This is a genomic window from Cellulomonas sp. P2_F12 (genome assembly GCF_056403775.1).
On sequence record NZ_JBFUEV010000011.1, the window covers coordinates 123,160 to 146,191 of the forward strand.

21 protein-coding genes are annotated in these 23,032 nt (G+C 74.2%); 12 read left to right on the plus strand and 9 right to left on the minus strand.

Features of this window, described 5'->3' with window-relative positions:
* Positions 1–36: 36 nt before the first annotated feature.
* On the minus strand, positions 37–651 hold the full coding sequence (locus tag AC1DWH_RS18750) for a dTDP-4-dehydrorhamnose 3,5-epimerase family protein (protein ID WP_456847210.1): 615 nt from the start codon (positions 649–651) through the stop codon (positions 37–39).
* 61 nt (positions 652–712) lie between these two features.
* Here AC1DWH_RS18750 and rfbD point away from each other — a divergent pair, with 61 nt between their 5' ends.
* A complete protein-coding gene (gene rfbD, locus AC1DWH_RS18755; RefSeq protein WP_477094965.1) occupies positions 713–1,567 on the plus strand; it encodes a dTDP-4-dehydrorhamnose reductase in 855 nt (284 codons plus the stop codon).
* Between the two features lies 1 nt (position 1,568).
* Here the strand turns inward: rfbD and AC1DWH_RS18760 are convergent, their stop codons facing one another.
* Positions 1,569–2,435, minus strand: coding sequence for a glycosyltransferase family 2 protein (locus tag AC1DWH_RS18760; RefSeq protein ID WP_477094966.1), 867 nt, complete (start codon positions 2,433–2,435; stop codon positions 1,569–1,571).
* Positions 2,432–3,010 (minus strand): GtrA family protein, encoded by a 579-nt coding sequence (locus AC1DWH_RS18765; RefSeq protein WP_477094967.1) that lies wholly within the window; start codon positions 3,008–3,010, stop codon positions 2,432–2,434. Before AC1DWH_RS18765 ends, AC1DWH_RS18760 begins: the two co-directional genes overlap by 4 nt.
* 74 nt (positions 3,011–3,084) lie before the next feature.
* Here AC1DWH_RS18765 and AC1DWH_RS18770 point away from each other — a divergent pair, with 74 nt between their 5' ends.
* From AC1DWH_RS18770 to rfbB, 3 genes are read left to right on the plus strand one after another with little or no spacing between them, the layout of a single operon-like run.
* Positions 3,085–4,101: a glycosyltransferase gene (locus tag AC1DWH_RS18770; protein WP_477094968.1), complete on the plus strand. Its 1,017-nt coding sequence runs from the start codon at positions 3,085–3,087 to the stop codon at positions 4,099–4,101.
* A complete protein-coding gene (locus tag AC1DWH_RS18775; protein WP_477094969.1) occupies positions 4,098–5,042 on the plus strand; it encodes an NAD-dependent epimerase/dehydratase family protein in 945 nt (314 codons plus the stop codon). Before AC1DWH_RS18770 ends, AC1DWH_RS18775 begins: the two co-directional genes overlap by 4 nt.
* A 37-nt stretch (positions 5,043–5,079) precedes the next feature.
* Positions 5,080–6,075 (plus strand): dTDP-glucose 4,6-dehydratase, encoded by a 996-nt coding sequence (gene rfbB, locus AC1DWH_RS18780; RefSeq protein ID WP_477094970.1) that lies wholly within the window; start codon positions 5,080–5,082, stop codon positions 6,073–6,075.
* A gap of 40 nt (positions 6,076–6,115) precedes the next feature.
* Here the strand turns inward: rfbB and AC1DWH_RS18785 are convergent, their stop codons facing one another.
* On the minus strand, positions 6,116–7,936 hold the full coding sequence (locus AC1DWH_RS18785; protein ID WP_477094971.1) for a hypothetical protein: 1,821 nt from the start codon (positions 7,934–7,936) through the stop codon (positions 6,116–6,118).
* A 252-nt stretch (positions 7,937–8,188) separates the two neighbouring features.
* Here AC1DWH_RS18785 and AC1DWH_RS18790 point away from each other — a divergent pair, with 252 nt between their 5' ends.
* Entirely contained in the window at positions 8,189–9,433 is a 1,245-nt protein-coding gene (locus tag AC1DWH_RS18790) for an LCP family protein (protein ID WP_477094972.1), read from the plus strand.
* 10 nt (positions 9,434–9,443) lie between these two features.
* On the plus strand, positions 9,444–10,841 hold the full coding sequence (locus AC1DWH_RS18795) for an LCP family protein (protein ID WP_477094973.1): 1,398 nt from the start codon (positions 9,444–9,446) through the stop codon (positions 10,839–10,841).
* A 4-nt stretch (positions 10,842–10,845) separates the two neighbouring features.
* Here the strand turns inward: AC1DWH_RS18795 and AC1DWH_RS18800 are convergent, their stop codons facing one another.
* From AC1DWH_RS18800 to AC1DWH_RS18810, 3 genes are all read right to left on the minus strand, one after another.
* Entirely contained in the window at positions 10,846–11,973 is a 1,128-nt protein-coding gene (locus AC1DWH_RS18800; protein WP_477094974.1) for an acyltransferase family protein, read from the minus strand.
* Between the two features lie 71 nt (positions 11,974–12,044).
* Entirely contained in the window at positions 12,045–12,584 is a 540-nt protein-coding gene (gene purE / locus AC1DWH_RS18805) for a 5-(carboxyamino)imidazole ribonucleotide mutase (protein ID WP_477094975.1), read from the minus strand.
* 90 nt (positions 12,585–12,674) lie between these two features.
* Complete coding sequence (locus AC1DWH_RS18810) at positions 12,675–13,841, minus strand: 5-(carboxyamino)imidazole ribonucleotide synthase (RefSeq protein ID WP_477094976.1); 1,167 nt, start codon at positions 13,839–13,841, stop codon at positions 12,675–12,677.
* A 127-nt stretch (positions 13,842–13,968) separates the two neighbouring features.
* On the opposite strand from AC1DWH_RS18810, the gene AC1DWH_RS18815 reads away from it, so the two are divergent.
* Entirely contained in the window at positions 13,969–14,466 is a 498-nt protein-coding gene (locus AC1DWH_RS18815; protein WP_477094977.1) for a GtrA family protein, read from the plus strand.
* Positions 14,467–14,470: 4 nt separating this feature from the next.
* Here AC1DWH_RS18815 and AC1DWH_RS18820 read toward each other — a convergent pair whose 3' ends face one another.
* Both AC1DWH_RS18820 and AC1DWH_RS18825 read right to left on the minus strand, forming a co-directional pair.
* Entirely contained in the window at positions 14,471–15,793 is a 1,323-nt protein-coding gene (locus AC1DWH_RS18820; RefSeq protein ID WP_477094978.1) for a sensor histidine kinase, read from the minus strand.
* Positions 15,794–15,796: 3 nt separating this feature from the next.
* On the minus strand, positions 15,797–16,495 hold the full coding sequence (locus tag AC1DWH_RS18825; protein WP_456846502.1) for a response regulator transcription factor: 699 nt from the start codon (positions 16,493–16,495) through the stop codon (positions 15,797–15,799).
* 152 nt (positions 16,496–16,647) lie between these two features.
* Between AC1DWH_RS18825 and AC1DWH_RS18830 the strand changes: the two genes are divergently transcribed.
* From AC1DWH_RS18830 to AC1DWH_RS18850, 5 genes are all read left to right on the plus strand, one after another.
* Positions 16,648–17,964, plus strand: a complete 1,317-nt coding sequence (locus AC1DWH_RS18830; protein WP_477094979.1) for a sensor histidine kinase — start codon at positions 16,648–16,650, stop codon at positions 17,962–17,964.
* Positions 17,961–18,677: a response regulator gene (locus AC1DWH_RS18835; RefSeq protein ID WP_477094980.1), complete on the plus strand. Its 717-nt coding sequence runs from the start codon at positions 17,961–17,963 to the stop codon at positions 18,675–18,677. Before AC1DWH_RS18830 ends, AC1DWH_RS18835 begins: the two co-directional genes overlap by 4 nt.
* 104 nt (positions 18,678–18,781) lie before the next feature.
* A complete protein-coding gene (locus AC1DWH_RS18840) occupies positions 18,782–19,576 on the plus strand; it encodes an ABC transporter ATP-binding protein (RefSeq protein WP_477094981.1) in 795 nt (264 codons plus the stop codon).
* Entirely contained in the window at positions 19,576–22,155 is a 2,580-nt protein-coding gene (locus AC1DWH_RS18845; RefSeq protein ID WP_477094982.1) for an ABC transporter permease, read from the plus strand. Before AC1DWH_RS18840 ends, AC1DWH_RS18845 begins: the two co-directional genes overlap by 1 nt.
* A 111-nt stretch (positions 22,156–22,266) precedes the next feature.
* A partial coding sequence (locus AC1DWH_RS18850; protein ID WP_477094983.1) for a hypothetical protein occupies positions 22,267–23,032 on the plus strand: 766 nt, incomplete at its 3' end.

Consider the following 23,032-nt stretch of genomic DNA (forward strand, 5'->3'; position numbering starts at 1 on the left):
GTCCCTGGCGGGAGCCGACGCGCCGCCCGGGGCGGCTCAGGTCAACGAGGCGACGAAGGCCTGGACGTCCTCGAGCCGCGGCAGCAGGCCGGAGTCGAGCGCCTCCTGCAGGGTCGGCGCCGCCTCGTCCTTGGCCGAGAACGACGGGGTCAGCGGTCGGCCCGACGGGTCCGTGTCCGGCCACGCGATCGCGAGCTGAGGGTCCAGCGGGTGCACCCCGTGCTCCCGACCCGGCGCGTACGGCGCGGTGCACAGGTAGCTGACGATCGACTGGTCCTCGAGCGCCATGAACGCGTGCCCGAGGCCCTCCGAGAGCAGCACGGCGCGCCGGTCGACCGAGTCGAGCAGCACGGACGTCCACCGGCCGAACGTCGGCGAGCCCACCCGGATGTCGACGACCACGTCGAGGACCGCGCCGCTCACGCACGTCACGTACTTGGCCTGCGACGGCGGCACGTCGGCGAAGTGCACGCCGCGCACGACGCCGGCGTCGGACACGGAGGTGTTGGTCTGCAGGACCGGGAAGGGGCGACCGGTCTCCCGCAGCAGCACGTCCGCGCGGAACGACTCGAGGAACACGCCCCGGCCGTCGCGGTGCTGCACGGGCTCGACCAGCCACGCCCCGTCGATGTCGAGCGGACTGACCTTCATGGGTGTTCCCTCCGGAGGGCTCTGGGCGAGGCTCTGTCGTGCGGGCCCGTACGCTGTACGGGTGCGATGGCTGGTGACCGGCGCGGCCGGCATGCTCGGGTCCGACGTGGTGGACGTGCTGACGGCTCGCGGCGAGGCGGTGACCACCACGGACCGCCGCTCGCTGGACGTCACCGACGCCGCCGCGGTCGAGCAGGCCACGTCAGGCCACGACGTCATCGTGAACTGCGCCGCCTGGACGGCCGTGGACGACGCCGAGTCGCGCGAGCCCGAGGCCTTCGCGACCAACGCTCTGGCCGCGGGGTACCTCGCGCGCGCCGCTCGGATCCACGGCGCGACCCTAGTCCACGTCTCCACCGACTATGTAGTCGAGGGCGCCGCCCCGGACCCGATCCCCGAGGACGCCGTGCCGCACCCGCTGTCCGCGTACGGCCGCACCAAGCTGGCCGGCGAGTGGGCCGTGCGCGCCGAGGCACCGGGCCGGCACCTGATCCTGCGCACCGCGTGGCTGTACGGCGCCGGCGGCCCGTGCTTCCCCAAGACGATCCTGCGCGTCGCCCGCGAGCGCGGCGCGATCGGGGTGGTCGACGACCAGGTCGGCCAGCCCACATGGACGCGCGACGTGGCCGTGCAGGCGGTGGACGCCGTGCTGGCGGGCGTCCCGTCGGGGACCTACCACGCGACGTCGGCGGGCCAGGCGTCCTGGTACGAGTTCGCGCGCGCCGTGGTCGAGGCCGGCGGGCTGGACCCGCAGATCGTCACGGCGACCACCAGCGGCACCCTAGACCGCCCGGCGAAGCGCCCGGCGTGGTCGGTCCTGGACCACGCTGCCAGCACCGCGGCCGGCCTCACGCCGATCGGCGACTGGCGGGACCGGTGGGCCCAGGCGTCGGCCGCCGTGCTCGGCGAGGGCTGAGTCAGGCCGCGGTCGTCGTGGCGGCGCTCGCGGCGGGCGCCTGCATGCGGCGGCCGAGCCAGGCGTAGGCGAGCCGCCGGCGCAGGGCGGCGACGCGGGCCATGACGTTCCCGACGACCACGTCGGCCCTGGACACCACGTCGGGGTGCGCGTCGTGCACGCGGGCGTGGAACTGCGCCGCCTGCGAGCTCTGCTCGTCGGTCAGCCGGACGCTCCACTGGGAGCTGCTGACGCGGAAGCCGGCCAGCGTCTCGGGCACGGCGACGAACGTGCCCCGCACCAGGGCGTGCGCGTAGGTGCCGAGGTCGATGTAGTACGGCTGGCTGTCGTCCCACCAGCCCACCTGCTCGAGCGTCTCGCGGCGCAGCATCACGCACATCGGCTCGCCGAACAGGTTGCCGCCCGCCAGGATCGACTTGCGCAGCGCCTTCGCGCCGGACAGCTCGCCCTTCATGCGGCCGAGCCCGCGGCCCTTGACCAGCACCGTGCCGTGCGCGTCGACGATGTCCCGGCGCGAGGCCACGACCTGCGCCTCGGGGTGGTCCTCGAACTGCGCGACCTGACGCTCGAGCATCTGCGGGTAGAGGACGTCGTCGCCGCAGACGAGCTTGATCAGCTCGCCCGACGCGGCCTTGCTCACGGCGTCCCAGTTGGCCTTGGCGCCGCCGCCCGCGGGCGTGCGCAGCAGCTGGACCCGGCTGTCGTCGGCGAACTCCTGGAGCACCTCCCACGTGGCGTCGCTCGAGGCGTGGTCCGCGACGATGAGCTCGAAGTCCTGGTACGTCTGCCCGAGCACCGAGCGCACGGTCTCGGCGACGAACTCGGCGTTGTTGTAGGCCGGGACGACGACCGACACGGTGGGGGTCATGCCACACCCTCTCGAGGTGTCGCGCTCTCGGGCGCGGTGACGGGGGCGACGACGGGCGGCGGCTCGACCGGCTCCGGCGCGGCGGCGTCGTGCGCGTGCTTGCGCCGGAACGAGAAGTCGCGGTGGCCGAAGTAGGTGATCAGGGCGGTGACGCACGTCACGGCCAGCTGCGCCGGGATGGGCGGCAGGCCGACCACCTGGACGACGAACGGCAGCGCGAGCGCGTTGATGCCGAGGGCGCCGAGGTTCACCACCTCGAACCGCCACAGGTCCAGCCACACGTGCCCGCGGACACGGAAGACGAACCGGCGGTAGAGCACGAACGCCGTGAGCACCGCGCACACGTGGGCGCAGAGCAGGCTGAGCATGTACGTGTACTGACCGAACCGGTCACCCAGCAGCGACTGGTAGAGGATGAACCAGAAGGTCCCCATCAGCGTGTTGATGCCGCCGACGATGAGGAAGGCGACCCGGCGGTCGCGGACCAGCCGGAACAGCGGGCCGAGGTCGCCGTGCATCCCTGCGGGGGGTTCCGTCTCCGGCTCCGCGGGGGTGGCTGACGTGTTCTCCTGCACCCTGCTCTCTTCCTGTGGACCGACGCTCGTGGGGGCGTCCCTGCACGCAACGCCCCACGACTATAGTCGTTGCAGTGACCTCCCCCTCCGTCTCCCCCTTGTCGACGACGCACCGGCTCTCGGTCGTCGTCCCCGTGTACCAGGGCGCGAAGACCCTCACCGAGGTGGTCTCGGAGCTCGAGCAGTACACCGAGGAGTTCGGTACGACGGACGGTCACCGCGCGGTCGTCGCGGAGGTCCTGCTGGTCCACGACCACGGGCCGGACGACTCCCCCGCGGTCATGCGCGAGCTCGGTGAGAAGTACTCCTGGGTCCGCACGCTCTGGCTCAGCCGCAACTACGGGCAGCACGCGGCGACCCTCGCGGGCATGGCGTCCAGCGGCGGCGACTGGGTGCTGACCATGGACGAGGACGGTCAGCACGACCCCGCCTTCATCGGCGACCTGCTCGACGCGGCGATGCGTCAGCAGGCGTCGGTGGTCTACGCCCAGCCCACCAACCCGCCGCCGCACGGCGCGCTCCGCAACGCCGCCTCCCGCGGCTCCAAGCGGCTGATCGAGCTGGGCCTGGGCGGCACCGACACCTCGAAGTACCAGAGCTACCGGCTCGTGCTGGGCGAGGTCGCCCGCAGCACCGCGGCGTTCGCGGGCGCGGGCGTCTACCTCGACGTCGCCCTCGGTTGGGTCTCGGGCGAGGCCGGCACCTGCCCGGTGACGTCGCGCCAGGAGCTCGGCCGGGCGTCCGGCTACTCCACGCGCCGGCTGCTCTCGCACTTCTGGCGCATGGTCCTGTCCAGCGGCACGCGCGGGCTGCGGGCCGTGAGCTTCCTCGGCGTGACGTTCGCGGCGGTCGGCCTGCTGTTCGCCCTCGGTCTGGCGATCATGCGCATCGCCGGCGGCGAGTCGGTCCCCGCCGGCTGGACGTCGCTGATCGTCATCGTGCTCGTCGGCACCGGCGCCATCCTCTTCTCGCTGGGGATCATCGCCGAGTACATCGGCGTCGCCGTGAACATGGCCATGGGCAAGCCGGCGTACCTGATCGTGAGCGACCCGGGCTCGGGTCCGCTCGGGCGCGCGCCCCGCACCCGGTGAGCACCGGGCACGCGCTCGTCGTCGGGGGCGGCGGGCTGCTCGGCTCGGCGGTCCGGCGTGCCCTGGAGGCCCGCGGCACGACGATCACGCACCCGGTCGTGCCCTGGTCCGACCCCGAGCGGGCCGTCGAGGCGCTCGCCGCCGCTGCCGCGCAGGTCGACGCCGACTCGGACGGCGACTGGTCCCTGGTCTGGTGCGCCGGCGCCGGGGTCGTCGGCGCGACGCCCGAGATCCTCGACGCCGAGGTCGCCACGATCGCGGGCGTCGTCGACCGGCTGCTGGCGACGTCGGCGCCGCGCAGCGCGTTCTTCGCCTCGTCGGCCGGCGCGGTGTACGGCGGGAGCGACCTGCCGCCGTTCACCGAGGCCTCGGTCCCGGTCCCGCTCGGCGGGTACGGCCACGCCAAGCTGCGCGCCGAGGCGGAGGTGACCCGGCTCGCCGCCGCCAGCCGCGTGGTGGTGGGCCGCATCTCGAACCTCTACGGCCCCGGCCAGGACCTGGCCAAGAACCAGGGCCTGATCTCGCGGCTCTGCCTGTCGAACCTGCTGCACGAGCCCGTCGGCGTCTACGTCTCGCTGGACACCATCCGCGACTACGTGTTCGTCGACGACTGCGCGGCCCTGGTGTGCGACGCCCTCGACCGCGTCGAGCAGGACACCGAGCCCGGCGGCGCCGTCGTCAAGATCCTCGCCTCCCAGCAGCCCGCCTCGATCGCGCACCTGCTGGGCGAGTGCCGCCGGGTGTTCGGCCGCAAGGTGCTGGTCCGGATGGCGTCCTCGCCCCTGGCCACCCAGCAGGCCCGGGACCTGCGGCTGCGCTCGGTCGTCTGGCCTGAGCTCGACCGCCGGTCGATGACCACGCTGGTGCACGGCATCCACGCCACGTCCCAGAGCCTGCTCGCCGGGCTGGGCGAGTACGCCCGCGCGAACCACGCTCGCTAGACTGCTGCGTCATCCCACGCCTCGGAGGTAACTCGTCGTGCACCTGCTCGTGACCGGCGGCGCCGGCTTCATCGGCTCCAACTTCGTTCACCAGACCGTTCGCGAGCGCCCCGACGTCCAGGTCACGGTGCTCGACGCCCTGACCTACGCGGGTGACGAGCGCAGCCTGGACCCGGTCGAGGGCCGTGTCGTCTTCGCCAAGGGCGACATCGCGGACCCCGACATCGTCGACGCCCTGGTCAAGGACGTCGACCTGGTGGTCCACTTCGCCGCCGAGTCGCACAACGACAACTCGCTGCACGACCCGTGGCCGTTCGTGCGCACCAACGTGATCGGCACGTACCAGCTGCTCGAGGCCGTCCGCCGCCACGACGTGCGCTACCACCACATCTCCACCGACGAGGTCTACGGCGACCTCGAGCTGGACGACCCGGCCAAGTTCACGCCGGACACCCCGTACAACCCGTCCAGCCCGTACTCCTCGACCAAGGCGGCCTCGGACCTGCTGGTGCGCGCGTGGGCCCGCAGCTTCGGCGTGCGCGCCACGATCTCCAACTGCTCGAACAACTACGGGCCGTACCAGCACGTGGAGAAGTTCATCCCGCGCCAGATCACCAACGTGATCGACGGCGTCCGCCCCAAGCTGTACGGCTCGGGCGAGAACGTGCGCGACTGGATCCACGTCGAGGACCACAACAGCGCGGTGTGGGCCATCATCGAGCGCGGCCGCCTGGGCGAGACCTACCTCATCGGCGCGGACGGCGAGGAGAACAACAAGACGGTCGTCGAGGACATCCTCGAGATCATGGGCCTGGAGAAGGACGCGTACGACCTGGTCAGCGACCGTCCCGGCCACGACCTGCGCTACGCGATCGACTCCACCAAGCTGCGCGAGGAGCTCGGCTGGGTGCCGCAGTACGAGAACTTCCGGGCCGGCCTCGAGGCCACGGTCGACTGGTACCGCGCGAACGAGGCGTGGTGGCGGCCACAGAAGGACGCCACCGAGGCGAAGTACGCGCAGCTCGGACGCTGAGCAGAGCAGTAGGGCCCGGCCACCGGCCGGGCCCTTCTGTTCACTTGTCGAGCTTCCACAGCTCCCAGCTGCCGCCGCCCTCGTAGTCCTGGGTGGCCACGCGGTGGGCGTCGAGGCCCGCGGTGAGGTCGGTCGCGCAGTTCGGGTCGACCAGGATCCAGCCGATGCCGGCGCGCATCGCCGCCTCCTGGTCGAGGTTGCCCGGCGCGCGGGCGTCGATCGCGATGTCGAGGTCGGCCTTGTTGTCCGGCCACGCGAGCCCGCGGTTGTAGTACGCCACCGGTCCGCCCCAGGTGGACTTGAAGATCATCGGGTCGACGCACGCGTCGGGCAGCACCAGGGCGCCGTCGGTCTGGTCCGCCAGCGCGACCTGCGCCCGGTACGCCGGGCCCTGCAGCGGGATGTAGCCGGCCGCGGTGACGGAGGTCCGGAACAGCCGGAAGTCGTAGCTCCACACCCCGGCCACCACGAGCGAGACGACGAGGCCGCCGACGAGGGCGAGCCGGCCGGGCCGGGACCACGGGCCGAGCACCGGGGCGACGGCCGCCGGCTCGACGGGCCGGTCCGCGAGGCTGCGCACGGCCGCCCGGTCCGTAAGGGCGTCCGCGACCACCCACGCCAGCAGCGGCACGATCAGCGTGGCCACCAGCACGTACAGGTCCAGCCAGAACCGGTACGGCTCCTGGTTGGCGCCCCACTTGTCGTTGGCGGCCAGGAACACCCAGAGCACGACCAGCGCGGACGGGACGGCGATCCAGACGACGCGCCGACGACGGACGCCGGCCACGATCACGACCACCAGCGCGGGAACGACGGCGAGCGCGGCGAACAGCCCGGCACCCAGCGGCACCCCGAGCTGCGAGGACGACGCCTCCCGGTAGACCAGGAACGGGTCCTCGTTCGCCAGGCCCAGGGCGGTCGCACCGACCTGCGGCAGCGCCCCGAGAGCCACGAGCGCGAGGCACCAGAGCCCGCGCCAGCGCGTCGCGCGCAGCACCAGGACGAGCCCCGGCAGCGCGGGCACCATGCCGTACACCAGCACGGCGAGCTGCCCGACGGCGTCGGCGACGAGCGGCCCGGTCGCCAGCACGAGGACGAGCAGGGCGCCGGTGAGCGCGAGCATCTTCCACGACCGCGAGCGCGCCAGCCCGATGGCCGCCGTCGCGGCGACGAGCGTGTAGCTGGTGGTCAGGAACGAGTACGTCTGGATGTTCGCCAGGATGCCGACCAGCAGGCTGGCGCCCAGCGCGACGGGCCACACGGCCCGGGCCGGCACACGGCCGGCGGCGACCAGCAGCAGCGCGATGAGCGCGGTGCCGCCGAGCGAGAGGGCGACGGTCTCCCCGTTGAGCGTGAACAGGACGCCGAACGGTCCCCAGAGCACGGCGTGCGAGCTCAGCAGCGTCATCCACGAGTCGTGGGCCCCGAACATCCAGCTGCCCGTGCCCAGCAGGAACGGCACGAACCCGAGGAACCCGGCCCACCAGCGCCGGGTGAGCAGCACGCACGCCCCACCGATCGCGCAGACCAGCAGCACCTGGGCGGCGAGCCCGCCGAGCGTCCACATGGTCGCGGGGTCGGTGTGGGTCCACCGGGCCACCGTGCCCAGCAGGATGTACCAGGCGCGGGGGTAGAAGTTGCTGCCGGTCAGCGTGAACGGCTCGACGCCCCACGACTCGCCCTGCGAGACGTTCCGGACGATCGACAGGTAGGCCAGCTGGTCCGACCAGAAGTAGTTGCGGAACGACGACAGGTTCCAGCCGGCCCAGCGCAGCATCATCCCGGCCTGCAGCACGAGGTGCGCGAGGGCTGCCGTCAGCACGGCGACAGCGGCGAGGACGATGCGGGCGCGTCTGGACACAGGGCGTCCCCTTCAGTGGTTCAGGCGGTGATCGGGTGCCCCGTGGGACCGGGACCGTCGGCGGCACCGAGCGGAGCTCGGGCGACGAGGGCGCACACCGGCGCCGGCGCGCTCGGACGCGAACTTTACACGGCCGCCCGACCGCCCCCCGGAGCCCCTCCGACCGAGCAGGACGCTGATCTGCACAGATCCTCCACCACGCCCCTGCGCGCGCTCCGCTCCACGGCCAGGTCGCTCTCCTACGATCGTCGCGTGACCTCCCGCCACGCCGCTGTCCTGCGCCCCCGTGCCGCCCGGCACGCCCGACGTCTGCGGACCCACGGCGTGATCCGCGGCATCGCCCTGTGCACCGTCGCGCTCATCGCGTTCGGCGCCGCGGGGGCCGCCGCGACGGTGGCGAAGTTCCAGGGCAACATCGACCAGGTCGACGTCTCGGCCCTCACCGGACCCGCACCGTCCCCGTCGAAGGCGCCGGACCCGAACGACCCGAACGCCGGCCAGGCGGTCAACATCCTGCTGCTGGGCTCCGACCAGCGCGACGGCGTGAACGCCCAGATCGGCGGCAAGGCCGAGGGCATGCGCTCGGACACCACGATGGTCCTGCACATCTCGGCCGACCGCTCCCGCGTCGAGCTCGTCTCGATCCCCCGCGACTCCCTGGTCGACATCCCGTCCTGCACGATGACCAACGGCAAGACGAGCAAGGCGACGCACGGCATGTTCAACTCGGCCTTCGCGGTCGGCTGGGACACCGGCGGCGACATGGCCTCCGCGGCCGCCTGCACCTGGAAGACCGTGCAACAGAACACCGGCATCAAGATCGACCACTTCGTCGTCGTCGACTTCGCCGGGTTCCAGCAGATGGTCGACGCGATCGGCGGCGTGCCGGTCTGCATCGACAACGACATGTACTCCGCGGACGCGGGCCTCGACATCAAGGCGGGCATGCAGACGCTCGACGGCCCCACGGCGCTGGCGTACGCCCGGGCCCGCAAGGGCAAGGGCGTCGGCGACGGCTCGGACACCAACCGCATCGGCAACCAGCAGAAGCTCGTCGCGGCCATGGTGCGCGAGGTCCTGTCCCGCGACGTGCTGACCGACCCGGGCAAGCTGGTCGCGTTCCTCAGCGCGGCGACCAGCTCTCTGACGACGGACGACGACATGTCGATCGCCAACATGACCGGCCTCGCCTACAACCTTCGCAACATCAGCCGTGGCAACATCACGTTCATGACGATCCCGTGGGCCCCCGCACCCTCGGACCCGAACCGGGTCGTGTGGACCGACGACGCCGCGCAGGTCTGGTCGAACATGGCGAACGACGTGCCCGCCCTGGGCGAGCCGGAGCCCTCGGCCAGCGCGACGCCGACCACCGCGCCGACGACCGCGACGCCGGACCCGGGTGCCACCGCGCCCGCCGCGACGCCCACCCCCGCCGAGACGAAGGTCCCCGGGAAAGAGGCGTTCACCGTCGACGACACGACCGGCACGTGCTGACGGGCTCCGCGTGACCTCCGACGAGCGCACCGCGCGCACGCCGCCGCCGAGCTTCGCGCCGGGCGCCCCGCAGCGACCGGCGCGTCCCGAGACGGCCGAGCCCATCGTCGTCGGGCGGCCCGCGCGGCCGTCCGCGCCGCCGTCGGGCCAGCGCCCGCCGACGCCCGAGCCCACCCGCCCGCCGCTCCCGCCGGCCCGGCCGACCACGAAGGCCGCGCCCCCCGTCCAGGGACGGCCCGCGTCGATCGCGCCGTCGGCTCGCACCGGGCGTCCCACCGTGCCGGCCGCCATCGAGGTGCCCGGCCGGGACCGCCCGAAGAGCGCCGCAGCACCCGCGGCCGCGCCCGCACCGGCTCCCACGGCGCTGCCGCGCAGCGCGTCGTCGCGGCCCGGCACCGCCCGTCCGGCCTCGGCGCCGCCCCGCACCACGGGGACCGCCCCGACCGCGCCGCCCACGACCCGCCGCCGCCGCGGCCCCGTGATCGCCCTCGTCGCGGTCCTGGTCCTCGCGGCCCTGCTCGCCTGGCCCGTCGGCCTGCTGGTGTGGGCCAACGGCAAGGTCCAGCACACCTCCGCCCTCAGCGGCGCGCCGAACACCCCCGGTACCACCTACCTGCTCACGGGCTCGGACTCGCGCGCGGACGGCGGCATCGAGGCCGACGGCACCGAGGGCGCCCGCACCGACTCGATCCTGCTGCTGCACGTGCCCGACCACGGTCCGACGGCGCTCATCTCGCTGCCGCGCGACACCTACGTGCAGATTCCCGGCCACGACGCGGCGAAGCTCAACGCGGCCTTCTCCTGGGGCGGCGCCCCGCTGCTGGTGCAGACCGTCGAGGGGCTGACGGGCCTCACGGTCGACCACTACGCGGAGATCGGCATGGCCGGCGTCGAGCAGATCGTCACCGCGGTCGGCGGCGTGAACCTCTGCTACGACGCGGAGGTCAACGACGTCGACTCGGGCATGGTCTGGACGCCCGGGTGCCACGACGTCGACGGCGTCCAGGCCCTCGCGTTCGCCCGCATGCGCAAGTCCGACCCGACGGGCGACGTCGGCCGTGCACAGCGCCAGCGCCAGCTCATCAGCGCCGTCATGGGCAAGATCCGGCCCAGCCAGCTGCTGGTCCACCCGTCCCAGCAGGTCGCGCTCATCGACGCCGGCACGGCGGCGCTGACGGTGAGCGACGAGACCGGCATCGTCGACATGGCCAAGCTGGCGCTCGCGTTCCGCGCCGCCAACGGCGCCGACGGCATCACGGGCACTCCCCCGATCGCGAGCCTCGACTACCGCCCCGGCGGCGTCGGCTCGACCGTGCAGCTCGACCCCGACACGACCCCGGCGTTCTTCGCGGCGATCCGGGACGGGTCCCTGCCGGCCGGTCCCGTCGGCGGGATGCCCGGCGCCTGACGCGTCATTGCATCGCCTGCAGCAGGCGCGGGCCGCGCATCACGCGGTCGAGCACCACGGCGCGCGGCCGCTCGAGGGCGGCGAGCGTCGCCCGGCGCAGGCGCGGGCCGCACGGCACCTCGACGAACCGGTGCACCAGCCAGGCCAGCGCGGTCACGACGACGAGCGCCGCGGCCAGCGCGACGGCGGCGGGCACCCGGTGCGCGAGCGAGCCGATCACCGCGAGCCCCCAGTACTCGTGCACGAGGTACAGCGGGTACGTCAGCGTGCCGAGCGCCACGAGGCCGGGGTGCTCCCAGCGCGACACCCGCGTGAGCGCCACGACCGCCACGGCGGCCACGCAGCCGAGCACCGCGGCGGCGAGCAGCCAGGTCGACGGCGCGTACCCGGTGGTCCGCTCGAGGACGGCCGCGCGGGACGGCACGACGAGGGCGACGGCCAGGCCCGAGCTCGTCGCGACCGCCACCCACGGGAGCACCGACCGACGTCCCGACTCGCGGTCGCGGAGCAGCACGAAGAGGGCCATGCCCGCGGCGAACAGCGGCGCGTAGTCCGAGATCAGCGCCGTCGCCAGGCCGTCGGCGCCCGCTCGCTCGGCGAGCAGCGCCAGCCACGGCCACAGCAGCGCGACACCGAGCACCCGCCGACGCGTGATGCCGACCAGCGAGAACACCCCGAGCAGCAGGTAGAACCGCAGCTCGGTCCAGAGGGTCCAGTAGACGCCGTCGACGTGGTCGACCCCCACGGCGGACTGCAGCATCGTGAGGTTCACCAGCACCTGGTGCACGGTGATCGCCTTGCCCTGCGGCCACACGACCAGCAGCAGCACGCCCGTGGCCAGCACGGCGACCCAGTAGGCGGGGTACAGCCGGGCGACGCGCGAGGCCACGATCTGCGCGGTGGGCCGGCCCCACGCCGTCATGAGGATGACGAAGCCGCTGATCACGAAGAACAGCTCCGGGCCGAGCGAGCCGTACCCGGTCCATCGCCCCACCCCAGCCAGCTGCTCGGTCTGCCCGGGGCCCCACGCGCTGCTCGTCCGGCCGGTGAAGTGGTAGAGCACCACGGCCGCGGCGGCGGCGAAGCGGAGCGCGTCGAGGGCAGCGAGGCGCGGTCGGGAGCCGGTGGTCATCCGCTCGACGCTAGGCAGGCGCTGCCGAACCCGCACGCCGAGGGAGCCACCCCCACGAGCCCTTCACACGGTCAGACGCTGAACCCCACGCTCGGCCGCGACGTCGTCTGCGCCCGCAGCCGCTCGCCCTTGCCGTCGGCCTGGCCCTGCAGGTTCTCCTGGAACGTCGCCATCGCGGCGCGCAGGCGGGCGGCCTGCTCCCCCTCGCCCGACGCGAGGATGCGCACGGCGAGCAGGCCGGCGTTGCGCGCCCCGCCGATCGACACCGTCGCCACCGGGACGCCCGCGGGCATCTGCACGATCGACAGCAGCGAGTCCATGCCGTCGAGGTACGCCAGCGGGACCGGCACGCCGACCACCGGCAGCGTGGTGACGGCCGCGAGCATGCCCGGCAGGTGGGCCGCTCCGCCGGCTCCCGCGATCACCACGCGCAGGCCGCGGTCGGCCGCGGACCGGCCGTACGCGATCATCTTCTCGGGCTGGCGGTGCGCCGAGACGACGTCGATCTCGACGGGGACGTCGAACTCCGCGAGAGCGTCGGCGGCGGCCTTCATCACGGGCCAGTCCGAGTCGGACCCCATGACGATCCCCACGAGTGCCTGCGCTGCCATCACCGTCTCCGTCCGCCCGCCCCGACGCCGCCACTGCGACGCCGCGCCCATCATGTCCCAGCGGGTGCCCGGACCGGCGCGGTGTTCGCGTCAGGCGGACGCGTCGCCCCGCAGCAGCGCAGCCGCGGCGACCGCGCGCCGACGGACGTCGTCGAGGTCGTCGCCGCTGACGTTCACGTGCCCGAGCTTGCGGCCGGCGCGCACCTCCTTGCCGTACAGGTGCACCTTGGCCGCCGGGTCCGTGCGGGCCACGTCGGCCAGCGCGTCGGTCGGGTCCGGCAGCGCGCTGCCCAGGACGTTCGCCATCACGGTCCAGGCGGACCGGGGCTCGGTGTCGCCCAGCGGCAGGTCGAGCACGGCGCGCAGGTGCTGCTCGAACTGGCTGGTCACCGAGCCGTCGATGGTCCAGTGGCCCGAGTTGTGCGGGCGCATCGCGAGCTCGTTGACCAGCACGCGCGGGGGTCCGCCGGCGGTGCCGGGCACCTCGAAGAGCTCGACCGCCAGCACCCCGGTCACGGCCAGGCCCTCGGCGATCCGGGTGGCGACGTCGAGCGCCTCCGCCCGGGTGGCCGGATCGAGGTCCGGGGCCGGGGCGACGACCTCGGCGCACACCCCGTCCCGCTGCACCGACTCGACGACGGGCCACGTCCGCATCTCCCCCGACGGCCGACGTGCCACCAGGACCGCGAGCTCGCGGGTGAACGGCACCTTCTCCTCCGCCAGCAGCGGCACCCCGGTGCCCTGGTCGGCGGCGGCGAACCAGTCCGCGACGTCGGCCGCGTCGCGCACCACGCGCACGCCCTTGCCGTCGTAGCCGCCGCGCGACGTCTTCACCACCGCGACGCCGTCGTGGTCGGCGAGGAACGCGGCAAGGTCGGCCGCGGACGGCAGCGTGCTCCAGGCCGGCACGGGCACGCCCAGGGCGGTGAGCCGGGTCCGCATGACGATCTTGTCCTGCGCGTGCACCAGCGCGGCCGCGTCGGGGTGGACGGCGACGCCGGCGGCCTCCAGCCGGTCCAGCAGCGCGTTGGGCACGTGCTCGTGCTCGAAGGTCAGCGCGTCCGCGCCGTCGGCGAGGCGGGTGATGGCGTCCTCGTCGGAGGCGGCGCCGACGGGGGCGTCGACCACGACCTGGGCTGCCGACGACGTCGGGCTCTCGACCAGGACCCGCAGGTGCAGCCCCAGCGCGGTCGCCGCGGGCGCCATCATGCGGGCCAGCTGCCCACCGCCGACCACTGCCACCACGGGTGCTGTCACGGGCGACGACACTAGTCGAGCGCCCCCGGCACCCCGAAACGCTTCGGCCGGGGGACTGTCAGGTGACGTCCAGGATCGCGGGCTATCCTCACGGGACCGACTGGTCCGTCGACACCCGAGGAGCTCCGTGAGCGACGAGCTGACCGCCGGACCGGCCGTCGCCGAGGTCCCGGTCGCGTCCGCGTCCCGCATCGCCGCCCTGCGCGCGCGGGGCTACGAGATCGCCCGGTTCCTCTCGGTCGGTGGCATCGCGTTCATCGTCGACCTGGGGCTCTTTAACCTGCTGCGGTTCGGCCCCGGCCACCTTCTCGAGCACAAGCCGATCACCGCCAAGGTCATCTCGGTCATCGCGGCGACGCTGGTCAGCTGGGTGGGCAACCGTCACTGGACCTTCTCCGGGCAGCGCACCGAGCGTCGCGCCCGCGAGCTCGTCGTGTTCACCGGGGTCAACCTGGTCGGCGCGGTCGTCCCGATCCTCACGCTCGCGTTCTCGCACTACACGCTCGGCCTGACCACCCCCCTCGCGGACAACATCGCCACGGTGCTGGGCATCGCGATCGGCACGGTCCTGCGGTACGTCGGGTACAAGCGCTGGGTGTTCACGGGCCAGACCTACCCCGCCTGAGGCCTCAGCGGCGGCGGCGGTCCATCCGGGACGACACGACCGCACCCAGCGGCAGCACCACGTCCGGCCGCAGCGACGCCGGCACGCCGGACAGGAACAGCGCGAACACCGCAGGTCGGCGCTGTGCCAGCTCCAGGCGCCCGCCGTCGGCCGAGGCCAGGTCGCGCGCCAGGGCGAGGCCGAGCCCCGTGCCCTTGCCCGACGTCACCTCGCGCTCGAAGATCCGCGGCGCCAGCTCGTCGGGGACGCCCGCGCCCTCGTCGGCCACCTCGACCACGATCGCGCCGGACGGCCCGCCCGGGCGCGACCGCACGGTCGTGGTGCCGGCCCCGTGCCGCAGGGAGTTCTCGATCAGCGTGGCGATGACCTGCGCGAGGGCGCCCGGCGTCGCGAGCACCTGGGTGCTGCGGTCGACGTCCACGACGAGCCGCCGACCGTTCGCCTCGAACGTGGGCTGCCACTCCTCCTCCTGCTGGTGCACCACCTCGAGCAGCCGGACCGCCTCGGTGGTCCCCCCGGCGAGGCGTCGCGAGCTGGCCAGGAGGTCGTCGACGACCCGGACGAGCCGCTCCACCTGCTCGAGCGAGATGCGGGCCTCCTCGCTCACGGACGGGTCGTCGGTGGCGACCATGATCTCCTCGAGCCGCATCGACAGGGCCGTCAGCGGGGTGCGGAGCTGGTGGGAGGCGTCCGACGCGAACTGCCGCTCGGCTGCCAGCCGGCCGGCCATCCGGTCGGCGCTGCGGGCGAGCTCGGCGGCCACGAGGTCGATCTCCTCGACGCCCGACGGCTCGAGGCGCGGGCGCACCTGGCCCGCACCGAGCTGCTCGGCGGACGCGGCGAGGTACACCAGCGGCGCGGTCAGCCGGTTGGCCTGCCAGATCGCCATCGCGATGCCCGCGGCGAAGGCGACGACGGCCGCGACGACGACCAGCAGGATGACCCGAGCACTGAGCCAGAAGACGTCCCACCACGACACGTAGAGCAGGACCGTGGCGCCCGTGTCCGACGCGACCTGCACGGACAGGCTGCGGCCGTGGATGCGGTCGCCGGCCTGGTAGAGCTCCCCGTCGGGCGCGCGGACGATCACCGAGGCCTGGATGTCGCCGGCGTCGCCCGTCGCGTTCTCGAGCATCCGGTCCGTCAGCGGGATGTCCTGCTCGACGCGGAAGTCGACCGCCCGCGCGACCGACTCCGCGCGCGACTGCAGGGACTGCATCTCGTTCTCGCGGACCAGCTGGGCGCCGAGGAACGCCAGGGGGAAGCCGAGCAGGACCACCGCGACCGTGACGGCCGCGATCGTCGCCTGCAGGACGCGACGACGCAAAGGTCAGGCCCGCTCGGCGCTGGCGCCGCCCGTCTCGAAGCGGAAGCCCATGCCCCGCACCGTCGTGACGTAGCGCGGCGCGTTGGCGTCGTCGCCGAGCTTGCGGCGCAGCCACGAGACGTGCATGTCGAGCGTCTTGGTCGAGCCGGTCGGGTCCGAGCCCCAGACCTCGCGCATGAGGGTCTCGCGGGCGACGACCGTGCCGGCCGCGCCGACCAGGACGCGCAGCAGGTCGAACTCCTTGGCCGTCAGGTGCAGCTCGCGCTCGCCCTGGAACGCCCGGTGCGCGGCCACGTCCACGCGCACGTTCTGGGCGTGCAGCTCGTCCTCGTCGCCCGGGTCGCCGACGCTGCGGCGCAGCAGGGCCCGCACACGCGCCAGAAGCTCCGCGAGGCGGAACGGCTTGGTCACGTAGTCGTCGGCACCCGCGTCGAGCCCGACGACGAGGTCCACCTCGTCGGCGCGGGCCGTGAGCACCAGCACCGGCGTGGTCAGGCCCAGGTTCCGGATGGCGCGAGCCACGTCGAGGCCGTCCATGTCCGGCAGACCGAGGTCGAGGACGACCAGATCCGCCGCCGCAGCACCGTCGATCGCACCTTGACCCGTACCTTGCACGCGCACGTCATAACCTTCACGCCCGAGGGCGCGGGCCAAAGGCTCGGCAATCGCGGGATCGTCCTCGGCCAGCAGCACCTGGGTCATTCGCCCATGCTAGGTCATGGGACGGTCTTGACCGCCAGGGGGGCGCGCCTACAGGTTCCCGTAACCATCTGCGCCTGCGGGAGGACGGCCGGGAGGCGTAGGTCGTCCCCCGGGGGCACGCCGCCGTCGTCGCCCGCACCTACCCTCGTCTGGTGACCAGATGGGAACGGCTGCTGCGCTGGGAGGAGGCGCACCGGTTCGCCGTCGACGCCACCGGCACCGGGTTCCTGCTTCTCCCCATGGTCGCGACCGCCACCGACGTCTCGGGCACGATGCTCGGCGCGACCCGGACGTTCGCCAGCGCGCTCGTGTCGATCGCGGTCGTCGCGCCCCTGGCCTGGCGCCGCGTGCGACCCACCGCGTCGGCCGCCGCCGTGTACACCGCGGCGCTGCTGCAGGTGCTCGTCTTCACGCCGCTGATCCTGCCCGCCGACATCGCCGTGCTCGTGGCGCTGTACTCCGTCACCGTGCACGGCCCCCGCTGGGCGCACCGCGTCGCGATCGTCGGCGCGCTGGTCGGCTCGGTCCTGCTCGGCATCCGGATGAACGGGTGGTTCGACGCCCCGGGGGCCGCGGCGACCACCGTCTTCACCGCCGTCGTCGCGCTGTCCGTGTGGGCGTTCGGGCTGGTCCGGCGGTCGCGGCGGGAGACCATCGAGGCGCTGGTCGACCGGGCGCAGCGGCTCGAGGTCGAGCGCGACCAGCAGACCCAGATCGCGACGGCGGCCGAGCGCGCGCGCATCGCGCGGGAGATGCACGACATCGTGGCCCACTCGTTGACCGTCATGATCGCCCAGGCCGACGGCGGCCGGTACGCCGCCGACGCCGACCCCGCGGCGGCGACCCGCGCGCTCGGCACGATCGCCGAGACGGGCCGCGCCGCCCTCACGGACATGCGCCGCCTGCTCGGCGTGCTGCGCGGCAACACCGACCCCGCCCCCGCCACGGGCGCGACGCCCACCATCCCCGGACCGGGCGGGCTCGGGCACGCCACGAGCCAGGGCTTCGCCCCGCAGCCCGCCGAGTCGGACGTCGGCACCCTGGTGGACCAGCTGCGGGCCAGCGGCCTGCGCGCCTCGCTCGTCCGTCTCGGGGAGCCCCGGACCCTGCCGCCGGGGGCCGGGCTGACGGTCTACCGGATCGCGCAGGAGGCGCTGACCAACGTGCTCAAGCACGCCGGTCCCGACCCCCTGGTCACGGTGCTCGTGCAGTGGCTGCCCGGCAGCGTCGTCGTCGAGGTGAGCGACGACGGCCGGGGCGCCGCCGCGGACTCCGACGGGCTCGGGCAGGGCCTGCTCGGGATGCGCGAGCGGGCCACGATGTTCGGGGGCTCGGTCAGCGCCGGACCGCGCCCCGGCGGCGGCTTCCGGGTCCGCGCCCAGCTGCCCACCCCCGGCGACAGCCCCAGCCCGCCTGACGAGAGGACCACCGCCGTGCCGAGCACCACCCAGGACGAGGCCGCCCGATGAGCGACGACCGCATCCGCGTGGCCCTCGTCGACGACCAGCAGCTGGTGCGCGCCGGCTTCCGGATGGTCATCGACTCGCAGCCCGACCTCGAGGTGGTGCTCGAGGCCGGCGACGGCGCCCAGGCGGTGCGCGCCCTGGACCCCGCGGCCCTGACCGCGACCGGTCCGGTCGACGTCGTGCTCATGGACGTCCGGATGCCCACGATGGACGGGTTGACCGCGACCGCGCAGATCACCGCTCGCGCCACGGAGGACCGCCCGGCGCCCCGCGTCATCGTCCTGACCACGTTCGACCTCGACGAGTACGTGCTGTCGGCCATCCGCGCGGGGGCCAGCGGCTTCCTGCTCAAGGACGCGCCGCCCGAGGAGATGCTGGGCGCCATCCGCACGGTGCACCGCGGCGACGCGGTCATCGCGCCGTCGAGCACCCGGCGGCTGCTCGAGCACCTCGTGGAGGTGCTGCCGCCCGACGAGCCGGGGACGCCGACCGACCCCGCCCGGCTCGCCGTCGCCGACCTCACCGACCGCGAGCGCGAGGTGCTCGTGCTCATGGCGCGGGGCCGCTCCAACACCGAGATCGGCTCGGACCTCTTCGTCGCCGAGGCCACGGTCAAGACGCACGTCGGCCGCATCCTGGCCAAGCTGCACGCGCGTGACCGGGTCCAGGCGGTCGTCGTCGCGTACGAGACGGGGCTGGTCCGCCCGGGCGCCTGATGGGCCCACGGGATGACGGACGACCAGACCGGGGCCTGATGCGGCCGGTCGGGTCGGCTCCGTAGCGTCGGGAGCGTCATCACCGCCCTCGAAGGAGCCATCTCGTGGACACCACCGTCTTCCGCCCGATCGACGCGGACGCCCCGCAGGAACCCGCCACCGTGGCCGTGAGCGCGCGGTCGCTGACCAAGGTCTACGGGCAGGGTGCCGCCGAGGTCCGGGCCCTGGACGGGGTCGACGTCGACTTCGCGGCAGGCGCGTTCACGGCGATCATGGGCCCGTCGGGCTCCGGCAAGTCGACCCTCATGCACGTGCTGGCGGGCCTCGACCAGGCGACCTCGGGCACCGCCCGGCTGGGCGCCACCGAGATCACCTCGCTCGACGACGGCGCGCTGACCCGCCTGCGCCGCGACCGGGTCGGGTTCGTGTTCCAGAGCTTCAACCTGCTGCCGATGTTCACGGCCGAGCAGAACATCCTGCTGCCGCTCGAGCTGGCGGGCAGCCCCGTCGACCGCGAGTGGTTCGACACGCTGGTCGGCACCCTCGGGCTCGGGCAGCGCCTGACGCACCGGCCGTCCGAGCTGTCCGGAGGCCAGCAGCAGCGGGTGGCCATCGCCCGCGCGCTCATCGCAAAGCCGGAGGTCGTCTTCGCCGACGAGCCGACCGGGAACCTCGACTCGCGCTCGGGGGCCGAGGTGCTCAGCTTCCTGCGCCGCTCGGTGCGCGAGCTGGGCCGCACGATCATCATGGTCACGCACGACCCGACAGCCGCCGCGTACGCGGACCGCGTGGTGCTGCTGGCCGACGGGCGGATCGCGGGCGACATCGCCGACCCGACTCCCGAGTCGGTGCTGACCGGCCTGGAGGCCCTGCGCACGCTCGACCAGGCGGGGATCTGATGCTGCGCCTCACCCTCGCGCAGATGCGCCGCAGCCTCGGCCGGCTGACCGCGGCCGCCGTCGCCATCGCCATCGGCACGGCGTTCCTGGCCACCACGCTGCTGGCCGGCAACGTCATGACCCGCACGGGCTACGACGCCATCACCGCGACCTACGCCGACGCCGACATCGTCGTCGACGGCGAGATCACCGACGCCCAGCTCGCCGCCGTGCGCGCGCTCCCGGACGTGCAGGCGGCCGAGGTCCTCGCCCCGACCGGCGTCGAGGTCCGCCAGGGCGGCCAGAGCCGTTACCAGCTGATGCTGCCGACGTCGGACGAGCCGCGCCTCGCGTCCGTCGTGGTGTCGGACGGCGCGACCCCGACCCGCAGCGGCGAGGTCGCACTGCCGGCGGCGACCGCGACCGCCCTGGGCGTGGGCGTCGGCGACCACGTGCAGGTCCGGTGGTCCGCTCCCGTACCCAGCGACTCCGCGACGGCCTCGAGCGACTCGACCGACCAGGAGTGGCGCACCGTCGACGAAGACGTCATCGTGTCGGGGATCGCGACCGACCCCTCGGACGCGTGGTCCCAGTCGGGCGGTGCCGGCCTGGTGACCCCGCAGGACGCGCTGCGCTGGGGCGGCGTGGACTCCCTGACGGCCCTGGGCACCGACACGCTCGTCGCGACCCGGCCCGGGGTGAGCGCGGAGGCCCTCCGCGACCAGGTGGGCCCGCTGGTGCCCGGCGCCGAGGCGCTCGCCAAGGACGAGGCAGCCGCCCAGTCGGTCGCCGAGTTCTCCGACGGCGGGAACGTCCTGGTCACCGTCGTGCTCGGGTTCGCCGCCGTCGCGCTGCTGGTCGCCGCGCTGGTCATCGCCAACACGTTCCAGGTGCTCGTGGCCCAGCGGACCCGGACGCTCGCGCTGCTGCGGTGCGTCGGCGCCGGCAAGGGTCAGCTGCGCCGCTCCGTGCTGCTGGAGGCGGCGATCCTCGGCTCGGCGGCCTCCGTCGTCGGGCTCGTGTTCGGCGCCCTGCTCGCGCAGAGCGCGCTCGTCGTGCTCGGCCGGCTCGACCTCGGCGTCCCGCTGCCCGACACCATCCAGGTGACGCCCGCGGTCGTCCTCGTGCCGCTGCTCGTCGGCACCCTGGTGACGGTGCTCGCGTCGCTGGTGCCCGCCCGGGAGGCCACGCGCGTCTCCCCCATCGCCGCCCTGCGGCCCGCCGACGCGCCGGTGGTCGGCGCACGCGGGGGGCGGCTCCGCCTCGGTGCCGCGCTCGCGCTCACCGCCGGCGGCGTCGGCGTCATGCTGGCGACGACGGTCCTGGCCCGCACCGGGCGCGGCGACCAGACGATGCTGCTGAGCGTCGGGGTGCTGGCGGGCGCCCTGTCGTTCGTGGGCGTGCTGGTCGGCGCCGTGTTCTGGGTGCCGAAGGTCGTCTCGCTGACCGGGCGCCTGCTGGCCCGCACGGGGACCAGCGCGCGGCTCGCGGCGGCGAACACGGTGCGCAACCCGCGCCGGACCGCCGCCACCAGCGCCGCGCTGCTCATCGGCGTCACGCTCGTCGCCATGATGAGCACCGGCGCCGCGAGCGCACGGGTGTCGCTGGCCCAGGAGCTCGACGAGCACTACCCGGTGGACCTGATGGTCGACGGCACGGTCCAGGACGGCGACCCGACCCTGTCGCCCGACGTCGCCACCGCCGTGTCCGGGGTGGTCGGCGTCGACACCGTGCTCGAGATGCGCACGGCGCCGGTCCTGGTCGGCGACGCGTGGATCACGGTCGCGGCACCGGCGCAGGGGTCCGCGGCGGACGTGGTGAGCGACCCGAGCACGGTCGAGGGCCTGACGGACGGCACCGTGCTGCTGCCGAAGATCTCGGCCGACGCCGCCGCCGACAGCGCCCTGCCGATCACCGCCTTCGCGAGCCCCTGGGACGAGTCGGTGACCGCGCCCGGTGGCACGCCCGTCTCCCTCGTGCCGGTGGCCAGCGACCTGGGCGGGATCTACGGCCTGGTCACGCCCGCCACCCTGGAGGCCCTCGCCCCGTCGGCGCCCGTCTCGATGCTCTGGGTGAGCCTCGAGCCCGGCGCGGACGCGGCCCTCGTCCTGCAGGACGTCCGAGCGGCCCTGCCCGACACCCCGGCGGAGGTGACCAGCGCCGGCGCCCAGCGGGCCTCGTACGAGCGGGTGGTCGACACGCTGCTCGCGGTCGTCGTCGGCCTGCTCGGCGTGGCGGTGGTCATCGCCCTGATCGGCGTCGCCAACACGCTGTCGCTGTCCGTCCTCGAACGCCGCCGCGAGTCGGCGACCCTGCGGGCGATCGGGCTGTCGCGCCGCCAGCTGCGCTGGATGCTCGCGGTCGAGGGCATGCTCATCGCCGGCGTCGGCGCCGTGCTGGGCGCCGGGCTCGGTCTGCTCTACGGCTGGGCCGGCGCGGTGATCGTGTTCGGGCAGATCGGCGACGTGGTCCTGGTGGTCCCGTGGACCGACCTCGCGCTGCTGCTGGTCGTGGCGCTCGCGGCGGGCCTGCTCGCCTCGGTCCTGCCGGGCCGGTCCGCCGCCCGCACGTCCCCGGTCGCTGCGCTGGCGGTCGACTGACCGACCCCACGGGCCCACCGAGACGACCGTTGGGCCTGTGGGCGGCACGGCGCGTCCCCGGGTCGTCTCGCCGGGACGTCGGGCACGACCGCAGCCGTGCAGGGTCGTCCGGTGCGGTTCACCCTGCTCCACCCCGACCCCGTGCGCGGTCCCGGTCTGGTCACCACGGACGTCGAGGCGGACGCCGGCACGCCGCTGGCGGCCCTGCGGCCCGCGTTGTCCCACGTGAGCGGGTACGGCGGGTGGGCCGGCTCCTCCGTCGTGGCCGTCGACGACGTCTCCCTGGACGAGCACCACGTCGTCGGGCAGCCGCCGCTGGTCGAGGGCTGCGTCCTGCGCGTGGGCGTCGGTCCGCGCCCAGCCGCGCCCGCGGCCGCGCACGCGCCGTGGCACGTCGCGGTCGTCGCCGGGCCGGACTGCGGGGGGCTGGTCGCGCTCGCCGACGGCACGACGGTGATCGTCACGCCCGCCGGCTCGGCGCCGAGCTCGAGGGTCCTCGAGGTGCAGGACCCGGCGCTCGAGGTGGTCCGCGTCCGCCTGCGCCACGGCCGCGTGCGGGTCCGGACCCAGCGCCGCTGGCGACGGTGGCGACCGGACCGGCCCGTACGGACCGGCGGCACGACGCTCGTGCTGCGCTCCTCCCGCACCGACGACCCGGCGCCCGAGACGCCGCCCGACCCGGTCCGGCCGGGGGCCTGGTTTACCCCGCTGGTCGGCTCGCTCGCGCTCGCTCTCGCGCTGCGGCAGCCGTTGCTGGCGCTGGCCGGCCTCGTCGCGCCCCTGCTCGCGCTCGGCCCGGCCGCCGTGGCGCGATGGCGGCGGCGCGGCGGGCTCGTGACCGACTCGGCCGCCGTGCGGGATCCGGCCGCGCTCGCGG